A 12,026-nucleotide genomic window follows, 5' to 3' on the forward strand; every position below is an offset into this window, starting at 1 on the left:
ATGAACGTCCACACCCAGCGCCTGCGCGTGGCCGGCCCGGCCGGCGAGATCGAATGCGCCCTGGACGCGCCGCCCGAAGGCACGCCGGTGCGCGGCCTGGCCGTGCTGTGCCATCCGCATCCGCAGCACGGCGGCACCATGGACAACAAGGTGGTGCAGACACTGGCGCGGGCCTGCGTGCAGCAGGGCTGGCGCAGCGTGCGCTTCAACTTCCGCGGCGTGGGCGCCTCCGCCGGCGCCTGGGACGAGGGCCGCGGCGAGATCGAGGACGCGCTGGCCGTGATCGCCGCGCTGCGCCAGGACGGGGAGGCGCTGCTGCTGGGCGGCTTCTCCTTCGGCGGCTTCGTCGCCTCGCAGGCGGCGCAGCGCGTGCAGGGCGCGCCGCAGCGCCTGGTGCTGGTCGGCCCGGCCACGAGCCGCTTCGACGTGGCGCCCGTGCCCGCCGACACGCTGGTGGTGCACGGCGAGCACGACGAGGTGGTGCCGCTGTCGGCCACGCTCGACTGGGCGCGGCCGCAGTCGCTGCCGGTGGTGGTGGTGCCCGGCGGCGGGCATTTCTTCCACGGCCAGTTGCCGCTGCTCAAGTCGATCGTGCTGCGTCACCTGGCGCACTGACACGCTTTCCGGACCCCTTTTCCTCCACCCCTCTCAAACGACACTGGCGGCCGCTGCCCCTGCCCGCCGCGCGGGCGGCGCGCCGCCCTGACTTGCCCCCGACCGAATCGCCATGAAACGCTTCTTTGCCTTCCTGCTGGCCGCGACGCTGGCATTGCCCGGCTTTGCCCAGGCCCCGCAGCCGCCCGAGATCGCCGCGCGCCAGTACGTGCTGGTGGACCTGTCCAGCGGCCAGACCCTGGCCGAGCGCGAGGCCGACGTGCCCGCCGACCCGGCCTCGCTGACCAAGCTCATGACCGCCTACGTCGTCTTCACCGCGTTGCGCGACAAGAAGCTCACGCTGGAGCAGACGCTGCCGGTGAGCCAGCGCGCCTGGAACGAGCGCAAGGGCGGCGCCTCGGTGATGTTCATCGACACCACCATGAGCCCGAAGGTGGACGAGCTGCTGCGCGGGATGATCGTGCAGTCGGGCAACGACGCCTCGGTGGTGCTGGCCGAGGGCGTGGCCGGCTCGGTGGACGCCTTCGTGGCCATGATGAACCGCCAGGCCCAGGCCTGGGGCCTGAAGAACACCGAGTTCAGGAACGTCACCGGCATCACCGAGCCCGGGCACCGCAGCACGGCGCGAGACATCGGCGTGATTGCCGCGCGCATCATTCGCGACTTCCCCGAGTACTACCCGCTCTACGCGCTCAAGGACTACACCTACAACAAGATCCGCCAGGACAACCGCAACCTGCTGCTGCGCCGCGACCCGACCGTGGACGGCATGAAGACCGGCTACACCGACGCCGCCGGCTACTGCCTGGTGGCCAGCGCCAGCCGCGACTTCCCCAACGGCAAGCGGCGCCTGCTGTCGGTGGTGCTGGGCACGGCCTCGCGCGAGGCGCGCGCCAGCGAGAGCCAGAAGCTGCTCAACTGGGGCTACGGCAGCTTCGACAACGTGCGCCTGTTCGAGCCGGGCAAGGCCATCGTCACGCCCGAGGTGTGGAAGGGCGCGGCGGCGCAGGCCAAGCTCGGTGCCGCCGCCGGCGTGGTGGTGTCGGTGCCCAAGGGCGAGGGCCAGCAGCTGCAGACCAAGGTCGAGCGCGCCGACCCGCTCGTGGCGCCGCTGGCGCAGGGCCAGCGCGTGGGCTCGGTCAAGGTCAGCACCCGCGCCGGCACGCCGGTGGCCGAGGTGCCGCTGGTGGTGCTGGAGCCCGTCGAGCCTGCCGGCTTCATTGGCCGCACCTGGGATGCGCTGCGGCTGTGGATCAAGTAACCTGACCGGCTGAGCCGCCCCCGGCTCACCCTGCCGCCCAAGCCCTTCGAAGGAGCCGCGATGCACCCCGCACCGATCCAGCCCCAGAGCCTGTGCTTCCTGAACGGCGAGTTCCTGCCGCTGGGCGAGGCCCGGGTGCCGGTGATGGACCGGGGTTTCCTCTTCGGCGACGGCGTCTACGAGCTGCTGCCGGTGTACGGGCGGCGCTTCTTCCGGTTTGAAGACCACATGGCGCGGCTGGAGCGCAACCTGGGCAAGCTGCGCATCGTGAACCCCTTCAGCCGCGAGCAGTGGCTGGCGCACGCGCGGCGCCTGGCCGCGGCGCAGGAGGCCGAGGACCAGTCGGTCTACCTGCAGGTCACGCGCGGCGTGGCGCCGCGCGACCACGCCATGCCCGACGGGCTCACGCCCACGGTGTTCATGATGAGCAGCCCGCTGCGCGCGCCCACGGCCGAGCAGCGCCACCAGGGCGTGGCCTGCGTCACGGCGCGCGACTTCCGCTGGGAGCGCTGCGACCTCAAGACCACCTCGCTGCTGGGCAACGTGCTGGCGCGCCAGATCTCGGCCGACCATGGCGCCAGCGAAACCATCCTGCTGCGCGAGGCGGCCAGCGGCATCAGCTACCTCACCGAGGGCTCGGCCAGCAACGTCTGGATCGTGCACGAGGGCGCGCTGCTGGGCCCGCCCCGGAGCGAGCACGTGCTCGAAGGCGTGCGCTACGAGCTGCTGCGCGAGCTGTGCGAGGAGGTGGGCATTGCCTACAACCTGCGCCCGATTCCCGAGGCCGACCTGCGCGCGGCCGACGAGGTGCTGCTGAGTTCCGCGGCGCGCGAGGTGCTGGCGGTGACGCGCCTGGACGGTGAGCTCGTCGGCCACGGCGCGCTGCGCGGCAAGCCCGGGCCCGTGTACGGCCGGCTCTACGAGGCCTACCAGCGCGCCAAGGCCTTGCAATCCGTCTGAGCCGCCCCATCTCCCAAGCCTTACGGGCGCGGTGCTTGCCGCGCCCTTTTCATTGCCCGGCGCCATTCCAGCGCCGATTCAACGCTGTCAGGCCATGAACACTGCTGCCACGCCCCGCGACTCGCTCATCGACTACCCGTGCGCCTTCCCGATCAAGGTGATGGGCGTGCACGTCGAAGGCTTCACCGAGGCCGTGGTCGAGGTGGTGATGCGTTTCGACCCGGCCTTCGACGCGGGCAGCGTCGAGAAGCGGCCCAGCAGCAGCGGCAAGTACCTGGGGCTCACCGTCACCGTCACTGCCACCAGCCGCGAGCAGCTCGACGACCTCTACCGCTCGCTGAGCTCGCACCCGATGGTCAAGGTCGTGTTGTGACCCCCGCGGGCGGCGGCGTGGCTGCGTCGTCGCCCTCCAGCCGCTGCGCCAGCGCGCGCGCCTTGAGCGCGGCGGCCGGGTCGCCGCCGGCGGCCGCCGCGGCATACCAGTAGCGCGCCAGGCGCAGGTCCTGCGGCAGCCCGTCGCCGGCCTCGTACATCGAGGCCAGCAGGTACTGCGCGCCGTTGTCGCCGCCCACCGCCGCGGCGCGGAACCAGTGCGCGGCCTGCGCCGCGTCGCGCGGCGCGCCGCGGCCGAGGTAGAAGGCGGTGCCCGTCTCCAGCTGTCCGGCGGTGCTGCCGGCCTCGGCGGCGCGGGCGTACCAGCGGTGCGCCTCGGACAGGTCGGCGCGGCCGAGGTGGCCGCTCTCGTGCAGCCGGCCCAGGTCGAACATTGCCGTGACGAAGCCGTGCCGTGCCGCGCGCGTCATCAGCCGCAGCGCTTCCTGCAGGTCGGGGCGCGGCATCTCGCCGCGCAGGTGCATCACCGCCAGGTTGTGGTCCGCCGCCGGCAGCCCGGCGCGCGACAGCGCCTCGAAGGCGGCGCGCGCCTGGGACAACCGGCCCGCCTCGTAGTCCTGCACGGCCGCCTGCAGCGCGGCCTGTGCCTGCGCATCGGGCCCGGCGGCGTGTGCCGGCCCGAGGGCCAGCGCCGCGCCGGCGAGCAGGGCCGCGGCCGGACGCAGCAGGATCGAGGCGAGGCGGTATTTCATGGCGGGCTTGCAGATAAGGCAGTGCGGCGCGGGATGCGGCCGCCGCAGCCACGATAAGACGGCGGCGCCCGGGCGTGCCACCCGGGGCGAGCATCCGTGTCCCGGACAGGGCCGCGCCGCCTCGGCTGCGGCTCAAGGCCCGCCGCGCCTCAGGGCTGGCCCGCGCCCGGCAGCGGGGTGTTGAGGTACGGGAAGCGCGGCAGCAGCGGCACCGCGGCCTGGTCCACCGCGTCGTGCAGCTTGAAGGCGGTGTCCTTGAGCGGCACGGCCGCGGGCCTGCAATCCGCACCCAGTCCCAGGGCGTCGCTGTTGCCGTTGGCCATGCACAGCCCGCCCATCACCGCTACCAGCGCGATGTCCACCACGTCGTCCTTGGGCCGGCGGCCGTTGGGGAAGCCCGCGAAATCGCTGCCGCCGGCCAGCAGGTTGCCGACCACGCCCAGGCGGTTCTGCTGCGCGTAGGGCACCGGCGCGATGTCGGTGTTCAGGCGCAGCATTTCCGCGGGCGTGACGCGGCGCGGCTGGTTGAGCTTGGGGATGCCGGTGAGGAAGGTCGTGACCAGGTCGGTGCGCGGCAGGTTGGTCGGGGCGATGCCCGGGGCGCCCAGCGCGATCTCCAGCAGCGCTGGCAGCGTCGGGTTGGTGACGTAGCGGCCGAACTGCGCGTCGCCGCGCGGGCGCGAGCCGTTGAAGCGGTCCTTGTCGCGCAGCCCGATGACGACCTCGTTGACCAGCGGCATGCCCAGGCGCGAGACCTGTACCCAGGGCGCGTCGAAGTCGCCCTCGGTGGTCTGCAGCCCCGGTTGCGGCGCGAACTGCAGCTTGCGCGTCTGGCGCAGGCTGGCCGTGGTCCAGCCGCCGATGACCGGATCGCCGCCCTGGGTCAGGCAGCTCTTGTGGATTTCCAGTCCCAGCGTGGTGACGTTCTTCTGTGACAGCGGGTTGGGCAGCGCGCCGATGCGCGCCGGGTCGGTGATGACGGACAGCGGCGCGTTGACCAGGTCGAAGATGGGCCCGAGGTTGACGGCGAAGGCTTCCCGGCGCTGGCCGGCAAAGATGCGCGCGGGCTGGCTGCAGCCGGGCACGTTGACGCTGTAGACGTGGCGCGCGGCGTAGCCGGCGTAGTCGGGCAGCGTCTTGGTACCGATGTGGTCCACGGGCTTGTTGAACCAGGTGGCGCCGGTGGCGGCGCTGGTGAGGGGCTGCGCCGTGCCGTCGCGCATGTCGCCGCGGCGCACGTAGACGGCAAACTTCTGCTGCACGTTGAGGTTGGGGTCGCTCGGCCCCGTGATCTGGCCGCTTTGCGACAGCGGGATCGGCACCATCTGGTCGCCGATGGGCAGCTCGGCACCGCGCCCGCCGTTGGACAGCAGGTTGCGGAAGCGAAAAGTGAAGGTCAGGTTCTCGCGCGCGTCGCCGTCGTTGTCGATGTGGATGTCGTAGACGGCGTTGGGGTCCATCAGGAAGTAGTTGGGTCCGCCGTAGGCGTCCTGCAGCGGCTGGTAGTTGGCCAGCAGCGTGACGTAGCCGTCGCGCCCGTTCTCGTAGCTGCGGAACATGTAGAAGTCGGTGCCGTCCACCTTGGGCGCCGTGGTGATGAACGGGGCCTCGCGGTGGCTGGAGGCCTGGGCCGCGGCGGCGGCGGCGAGCATTGCGGCCGCCACGAGGGCGGCGCGGCGGCGGGGAAGCTGGTCCATGACGGCTCCTGCCCGGCACCATGCCGGGCTCGCGTCTGTACGAAGCCGTGTCGCGCGTGGATGTGAGGGGATGTGTAGGGGCTGACAATTCGCGCATGACCGATGCCGCCGCGATTCCCCAAGTCCCGCAACTGAAATGGCTGGGCCGTGCCGACTACGCCGCCACCGAGGCCGCCATGCGCGCCTTCACCGAGGCACGCACCCCCGACACGCCTGACGAGATCTGGCTGTGCGAGCACCCGGGCGTGTTCACGCAGGGCGTGGCCGGGCGCGCCGAGCACGTGCTGGCGGCGGGCGACATCCCGGTGGTGCAGACCAACCGCGGCGGGCAGGTGACCTACCACGGGCCGGGACAGGTGGTGGCCTACCCGCTGATCGACCTGCAGCGGCTGGGCCTGTTCGTGCGCGAATACGTGTACCGGCTGGAGTCGACGGTGCTGCGCGTGCTGCAGGACTACGGCGTCACGGGGCACCGCGTGGCCGGCGCGCCGGGCATCTACGTGAAGCTCGACGACCCCTTCGGCCATGCCGCGCTGACCGGGCCGCTCGATCCGGCCGACCCGTTCCGCGGCCTGGGCAAGATCGCGGCGCTGGGCATCAAGGTCAGCCGGCATTGCAGCTATCACGGCGTGGCCTTCAACGTGGCGATGGACCTGGAGCCCTTTCACCGCATCAACCCTTGCGGTTATGCCGGGCTGCAAACCATCGACCTCGCTAAAATCGGGGTTTTCACCACATGGGATGACGCGGCCGCGCGACTGGCGCTGCGCCTGCAGTCGCAACTGAGCCGATGAGCACCGAACTCCCCAGCGCTCCTGGCGTGCCCGCCACCCCGGGTGCCGCTCCCGCCGCCTACGACCCCACCGCCAAGCAGAAGGCCCAGGCCAAGACGGCGCGCATCCCGATCAAGGTGGTGCCGGCGGAGGTGCTGAAGAAGCCCGAGTGGATCCGCGTCAAGGCGGGCTCGCCGACCACGCGCTTCTACGAGATCAAGGAGATCCTGCGCGAGCACAAGCTGCACACCGTGTGCGAGGAAGCCTCCTGCCCGAACATCGGCGAGTGCTTCGGCAAGGGCACGGCGACGTTCATGATCATGGGCGACAAGTGCACGCGGCGCTGCCCGTTCTGCGACGTCGGCCATGGCCGCCCGGACCCGCTGGACGTCAATGAGCCGGAGAACCTGGCCAAGACCATCGCGGCGCTCAAGCTCAAGTACGTCGTGATCACCAGCGTGGACCGCGACGACCTGCGCGACGGCGGCGCAGGGCACTTCGTGGAGTGCATCCGCAAGACGCGTGAGCTCTCGCCGCTCACGCAGATCGAAATCCTCACGCCCGACTTCCGCGGCCGCATGGACCGCGCGCTGGACATCCTCAAGGCCGCGCCGCCGGACGTGATGAACCACAACCTGGAGACGGTGCCGCGTCTGTACAAGGAAGCGCGCCCGGGCTCGGACTACCAGTTCAGCCTCAACCTGCTCAAGCGCTTCAAGGAATTCGCCCCGGGCGTGCCGACCAAGAGCGGCATCATGGTCGGCCTGGGCGAGACCGACGACGAGATCCTGCAGGTGATGCGCGACATGCGCGCGCACGGCATCGACATGCTGACGCTGGGCCAGTACCTCGCGCCCAGCGGCCACCACCTGCCGGTGCGCCGCTACGTGCACCCGGACATCTTCAAGATGTTCGAGGACGAGGCCTACAAGATGGGCTTCACGCACGCCGCCGTGGGCGCAATGGTGCGCTCCAGCTACCACGCCGACCAGCAGGCGCATGCGGCCGGGCTGGCGCCGGCGGCCTGAGCGGGAGGTTCCCTTCTTGTGGCGCCCGCCAACGGGCGCCGTCCATGAAAAAGCCGGGCAGTGCCCGGCTTTCGCGTTTCAGGGGAGGAAGCAAGACCGGCCGCTTCAGCCCTTCTTGAGCAGGTCCTCGACCAGCACATGCAGCGCGGCGAAGTCGGGCTGGCCGACGTAGCGCTTGACGATGCGGCCCTGCTGGTCGAGCAGGAAGGTGGTGGGCGTGAGCTGGATGTCGCCGAAGCGCTTGGCGATCTGGCCGGTGTTGTCAATGGCCACGCCGAAGGGCAGCTGGCGCGTCTGGGCGAATCTGGAGACGTAGGCCGGCGGGTCGTAGCTCATGGCCACGGCGAGGGTTTCGAAGCCGCGGTCCTTGAACTTGTTGTGGGTGGCAACGATCTGCGGCATCTCCGCGACGCAGGTCGTGCAGCTGGTGGCCCAGAAGTTCACGAGCACGACCTTGCCCTTGAGCGACGAGGTGGTGCCGCTGCTGCCGTCGAGCAGCGTGTAGCTCACCTCGGGCGCGGGCTCCAGGCTCGCCATGCTCTGCCAGGCCAGCACGCCCGCGGCCAGCGCCAGGGCGGCCGCGACGGCGACGACGGGACGACGCAACTTCATGATGGGCACTCGGTCAGGCTGGGAAAGGCGGGCAGTTTAGGCCAGGGCGCCCGGGCCTGGCTTGACATCGGTCATTCGCGCGGCGGGCGTCGAAGGCCCGCGGGGCCGGGCCAAAATCGCCAGCATGAAAAGGTTTCCGCGCTCCCTCGGACTGTGCACCGGCGTGGCGGTGAGCGTAGCCGCCTGCACGCCGGCGCTGAACTGGCGCGAGGTGCGGTTGGACGGCGGCGCCGTGGCGCTGTTCCCGTGCAAGCCGCAGCACCAGACGCGCACGCTCGCGCTGGACGGCCAGCCCGTGGCGCTGACGCTTCATGCCTGCGAGGCCGCGGGGCTGCGCTTCGCGGTGGCGCGGGCCGACGTGCAGGAGCCCGCGCGCGTAGAGGCGGCGCTGGCCGCGCTGGCCGCAGCGCAGGCGCGCAACCTGCAGGCCACGCTGCCCGCAGGCGAGCCGGTGCAGGTCCCGGGCATGACGCCCAACGCGCAGGCGCGCCGCTACGCGCTCACCGGGCGGCGGCCCGACGGCTCCGGCGTGCAGGCGCAGCTGCTGCTGTTCGCGCGCGGCACGCAGGTGCTGCAGGCCACGGTGCTCGACGCGGCGCCGGACGCGCCGGCCGTGCACACCTTCATGGAGGCGCTGCGCGCATCGGGCTGAGCGCTGCGGCGGTGCCGCGGGCGCTGCGTATCATGCCGCCCATGGCCGGACTGCTTCTCATCGCCCATGCGCCGCTGGCTTCCGCCTTGCAGGCGGTGGCCGCACATGCCTTCCCTGACTGCGGCGCGGCGTTGCAGGCGCTCGATGTTGGCCCGGACACCAGCCCCGACGATGCCGAAGCCCGTGCCCGCGTGCTGCTGCAGCGCCTGGAGGCCCAGGAAGTGCTGGTGCTGACCGACGTGTTTGGCGCCACGCCCTGCAACGTCGCGCAGCGCCTGGCCGATGCGCCGGGCGTGCGCGTGGTCGCCGGCGTCAACGTGCCGATGCTCTGGCGCACGCTGTGCTACGCCGCCGAGCCGCTGGACGCGCTGGTGGCGCGCGCGCTGGCCGGCGCCGCGCAAGGCGTGCTGCAGCTGCCCGGGCCGTCCAACCCCGTTTCCTGACCGCGTCCCATGATTCAGACCAAGCTGACCATCAGCAACAAGCTGGGCCTGCACGCCCGCGCCTCGGCCAAGCTCACCAAGCTGGCGGCCAGCTTCGCCTCCGAGATCTTCCTCAGCCGCAACGACCGCCGCGTCAATGCCAAGAGCATCATGGGCGTGATGATGCTGGCCGCAGGCCTGGGCGCGGAAGTCGGGCTGGAAGTCGAAGGCCCCGACGAGGAAGCCGCCGCCGCTGCGATCAAGGCGCTGGTGGACGACAAGTTCGGCGAAGGCCAGTAAGCCGGCAAGCCGCGCGGTCGTTTCGCCCCTGCCGAGACGGCCCGGCTGTCCGGGCCAATCCGAAGGGTTGACCCGGACATGCACTGTTAAAGTGCCCCGGATGAGCATTCAGGTCTTCGGTCTGCCGGTGTCGCGTGGCGTTGCCATTGGGCGCGCGGTGCTGGTGGCTTCCAGCCGCGTGGACGTGGCGCATTATTTCGTGCCCGCGTCGCAGACACGTCGCGAGATCGAGCGCCTGCGCCGCGCGCGCGATGCCGTCGCGGCCGAGCTCAGCGCGCTACAGCGCGACTTGCCGGCCGAAGCGCCCAGCGAGCTGTCGGCGCTGCTCGACGTGCACCTGATGCTGCTGCACGACGAAGTCCTGGCCGAGGCCATCATGCACTGGATCCAGGAGCGCCACTACAACGCCGAGTGGGCGCTGTCGGCGCAGCTGGAAGTGGTGGCGCGCCAGTTCGACGAAATGGAAGACGAATACCTGCGCGGCCGCAAGGCCGACATGGAGCAGGTCACGGAGCGCATGCTGCGGGCGCTGTCGCGCGACGGCATGGTTGCGGTGTCGCCGGTGGCCGCGCCCGCGCGTGGGGCCGAGGGCGATGCTGCCGAGGACCCGCTGGTGCTGGTGGCCAACGACATTGCGCCGGCGGACATGCTGCAGTTCAAGCGCAGCGTCTTCACAGGTTTCGTCACCGACGTGGGCGGCAAGACCTCGCACACTGCCATCGTGGCGCGCAGCATGGACATTCCGGCCGTGGTGGGCGCGCGCGAAGCCAGCCGACTCATCCGCCAGGACGACTGGGTCGTCATCGACGGCGACTCGGGTGTCGTCATCGTCAACCCGTCGCCCATCGTGCTGGAGGAGTACCGCTTCCGGCAACGCCAGAGCGAACTCGAACGTGCTCGGCTGAACCGGCTGCGCCACACGCCGGCGCTGACGCTTGACGGCGAGAACGTGGAATTGCTGGCCAACATTGAGCTGCCCCGGGATGCGCAGGCGGCGGTGGAGGCCGGCGCCGTGGGCGTGGGGCTGTTCCGCACCGAGTTCCTGTTCATGAACCGTGGTGGCGTGCTGCCCAGTGAGGAAGAGCAGTTCGAGGCCTACCGCTCGGTGGTGCAGACCATGGCGGGACTGCCGGTGACGGTCCGCACCGTGGACATCGGCGCCGACAAGCCGCTGGACCGGATGACGTTGCAGGAGTTGCGCCACGAGCACGCGCTGAATCCGGCGCTGGGCTTGCGGGCTATCCGCTGGAGCCTGGCCGAGCCGGCGATGTTCCGGCAGCAGATCCGCGCCATCCTGCGCGCCAGCGCCTATGGCCGCATCAAGCTGCTGCTGCCGATGGTGGTGCATCTGCGCGAGATCCGGCAGACCATGGAGATCATCACCCGGGCCAGGCAGCAGTTGCTCGACGCCGGGCATCCGATTGGCGAAGTGGAGTTGGGCGCGATGATCGAGGTGCCCGCGGCCGTGATGATGCTGCCGGCCTTCTTCCGCTACTTCGACTTTGTCTCCATCGGCACCAACGACCTGATCCAGTACACGCTGGCCATCGACCGGGCCGACGAGCAGGTGGCCCACCTGTACGACCCCTGGCACCCGGCGGTGCTCAAGCTGATTGCCGACACCATCGCCTGCGCGCAGCGTCTGGGCAAAGGGGTGAGCGTGTGCGGGGAGATGGCGGGCGACCCGGCCTTCACGGAGTTGCTGCTGGGCATGGGGTTGCGCAGCTTCTCGATGCACCCGGCACAGGTGGCCGGCATCAAGCAGCGCGTGCTGCGCGCGGACACGCGCAAACTGCAGGGTGCCATCGAGCGCGCGCTGCAGTCAGAGGATCCGCAGACCTTCTGGAGCACGGTGGGAGTGCGGGCCGACGATGCCGCGGAAGCCGTCGTGCACCATTGAGTCGACCAGCCGCTGCCGGCATCAAGCCGCAGGATTGTTTTCAACGTCTCCCACACCGTGTGTTGACGGTGCTTCAAGATAAATGCCATAATCTGCGGCTTCGCTGATCGCAGCGGCGCTTGAGGAACGAGGCTTAAATGCCGGCGATTCACGAGCAGCCAAGCCAAGGTTGAAAAGCCTTGGAATGCGGTTCAGCAAAGTAAATGCCGCAAAGTATTGACGAAGTTCCAAAAACGATGTCATAATCTCTGGCTTCGCTGATCGACGGCGATGCTTGGTGAGTTGGGGTGCTGGTGGCGCGATGCGCAGCTGGCGTGACAAGCCAAGCGACGAGGTTGATTGGCAGAAGATGGAAAAGCCTGAGCGTTTGACAAGGTTTTTAAGACGTGTCAGAATAGCAGGCTTCGCTGATCGAAACAGCGAGACGCGCAGCAGGTTGCTGCAGCGGGTCGAAACAAGGTTCGATGCTCTTTAAAAACATACAGCCGATAAGCGTGGGCGTTCGAGGCGTTGGGTGAGGTGCCTGACACATGGGGACTTTCGGGGATGCCTGGAGTTCCCGGGGCCTTTACTGGTCTCGAACGCTCTGAGAAATTGATTGAGAGAGAGCTTTGCTTCTCTTGTCGATTTCCTTTGAGCAGTGATTTTTTCAAGATCGAACTGAAGAGTTTGATCCTGGCTCAGATTGAACGCTGGCGGCATGCCTTACACATGCAAGTCG

The 12,026-nt window shown here is 69.8% G+C and carries 14 protein-coding genes and 1 rRNA gene; 11 read left to right on the plus strand and 4 right to left on the minus strand.

The genetic code is table 11. The annotated features are described in order from the left end of the window. From FJ694_RS29560 to FJ694_RS29575, 4 genes are all read left to right on the plus strand, one after another. Window positions 1-615, plus strand: a complete 615-nt coding sequence (locus tag FJ694_RS29560) for an alpha/beta hydrolase (RefSeq protein WP_157271120.1) — start codon at window positions 1-3, stop codon at window positions 613-615. Window positions 616-727: 112 nt separating this feature from the next. Continuing rightward, window positions 728-1,876: a D-alanyl-D-alanine carboxypeptidase family protein gene (locus FJ694_RS29565; RefSeq protein ID WP_157271121.1), complete on the plus strand. Its 1,149-nt coding sequence runs from the start codon at window positions 728-730 to the stop codon at window positions 1,874-1,876. Between the two features lie 60 nt (window positions 1,877-1,936). Then, a complete protein-coding gene (locus tag FJ694_RS29570) occupies window positions 1,937-2,836 on the plus strand; it encodes a D-amino acid aminotransferase (RefSeq protein WP_157271122.1) in 900 nt (299 codons plus the stop codon). 94 nt (window positions 2,837-2,930) lie between these two features. Then, window positions 2,931-3,209: an HP0495 family protein gene (locus tag FJ694_RS29575; protein ID WP_157271123.1), complete on the plus strand. Its 279-nt coding sequence runs from the start codon at window positions 2,931-2,933 to the stop codon at window positions 3,207-3,209. Here FJ694_RS29575 and FJ694_RS29580 read toward each other — a convergent pair. Continuing rightward, window positions 3,193-3,921 (minus strand): tetratricopeptide repeat protein, encoded by a 729-nt coding sequence (locus FJ694_RS29580; protein WP_157271124.1) that lies wholly within the window; start codon window positions 3,919-3,921, stop codon window positions 3,193-3,195. The two genes, FJ694_RS29575 and FJ694_RS29580, sit on opposite strands and share 17 nt — an antisense overlap. A gap of 149 nt (window positions 3,922-4,070) precedes the next feature. Beyond that, the gene (locus FJ694_RS29585; protein WP_157271125.1) at window positions 4,071-5,618 is read right to left on the minus strand and encodes a DUF4331 domain-containing protein; all 1,548 of its coding nucleotides are present in this window, start codon (window positions 5,616-5,618) and stop codon (window positions 4,071-4,073) included. Between the two features lie 95 nt (window positions 5,619-5,713). Between FJ694_RS29585 and lipB the strand changes: the two genes are divergently transcribed. Both lipB and lipA read left to right on the plus strand, forming a co-directional pair. After that, a complete protein-coding gene (lipB, locus tag FJ694_RS29590; protein ID WP_157271126.1) occupies window positions 5,714-6,412 on the plus strand; it encodes a lipoyl(octanoyl) transferase LipB in 699 nt (232 codons plus the stop codon). Continuing rightward, complete coding sequence (gene lipA, locus FJ694_RS29595; protein WP_157271127.1) at window positions 6,409-7,419, plus strand: lipoyl synthase; 1,011 nt, start codon at window positions 6,409-6,411, stop codon at window positions 7,417-7,419. Before lipB ends, lipA begins: the two co-directional genes overlap by 4 nt. A 105-nt stretch (window positions 7,420-7,524) precedes the next feature. On the opposite strand, the gene FJ694_RS29600 is transcribed toward lipA, so the two are convergent. Further along, complete coding sequence (locus tag FJ694_RS29600; protein ID WP_157271128.1) at window positions 7,525-8,031, minus strand: TlpA disulfide reductase family protein; 507 nt, start codon at window positions 8,029-8,031, stop codon at window positions 7,525-7,527. A 124-nt stretch (window positions 8,032-8,155) separates the two neighbouring features. Between FJ694_RS29600 and FJ694_RS29605 the strand changes: the two genes are divergently transcribed. The 4 genes from FJ694_RS29605 to ptsP all read left to right on the plus strand — a co-directional run bounded on the left by FJ694_RS29605 (window position 8,156) and on the right by ptsP (window position 11,305). Then, complete coding sequence (locus FJ694_RS29605) at window positions 8,156-8,683, plus strand: hypothetical protein (protein ID WP_157271129.1); 528 nt, start codon at window positions 8,156-8,158, stop codon at window positions 8,681-8,683. 41 nt (window positions 8,684-8,724) lie between these two features. Further along, window positions 8,725-9,126: a PTS sugar transporter subunit IIA gene (locus tag FJ694_RS29610; RefSeq protein WP_157271130.1), complete on the plus strand. Its 402-nt coding sequence runs from the start codon at window positions 8,725-8,727 to the stop codon at window positions 9,124-9,126. Window positions 9,127-9,135: 9 nt separating this feature from the next. After that, window positions 9,136-9,405: an HPr family phosphocarrier protein gene (locus tag FJ694_RS29615; RefSeq protein ID WP_157271131.1), complete on the plus strand. Its 270-nt coding sequence runs from the start codon at window positions 9,136-9,138 to the stop codon at window positions 9,403-9,405. Between the two features lie 100 nt (window positions 9,406-9,505). Continuing rightward, window positions 9,506-11,305 carry a phosphoenolpyruvate--protein phosphotransferase gene (gene ptsP, locus FJ694_RS29620; RefSeq protein WP_157271132.1) on the plus strand — a complete coding sequence of 600 codons (1,800 nt, stop codon included), beginning with the start codon at window positions 9,506-9,508 and terminating at the stop codon, window positions 11,303-11,305. A gap of 21 nt (window positions 11,306-11,326) precedes the next feature. Here ptsP and FJ694_RS29625 read toward each other — a convergent pair whose 3' ends face one another. Further along, window positions 11,327-11,548 carry a hypothetical protein gene (locus tag FJ694_RS29625; protein ID WP_157271133.1) on the minus strand — a complete coding sequence of 74 codons (222 nt, stop codon included), beginning with the start codon at window positions 11,546-11,548 and terminating at the stop codon, window positions 11,327-11,329. A 414-nt stretch (window positions 11,549-11,962) separates the two neighbouring features. On the opposite strand from FJ694_RS29625, the gene FJ694_RS29630 reads away from it, so the two are divergent. Further along, a 16S ribosomal RNA gene (locus FJ694_RS29630) occupies window positions 11,963-12,026 on the plus strand; the annotation flags it as partial.

It is taken from the genome of Azohydromonas aeria (assembly GCF_009760915.1).
Taxonomy (GTDB): domain Bacteria; phylum Pseudomonadota; class Gammaproteobacteria; order Burkholderiales; family Burkholderiaceae_C; genus Azohydromonas; species Azohydromonas aeria.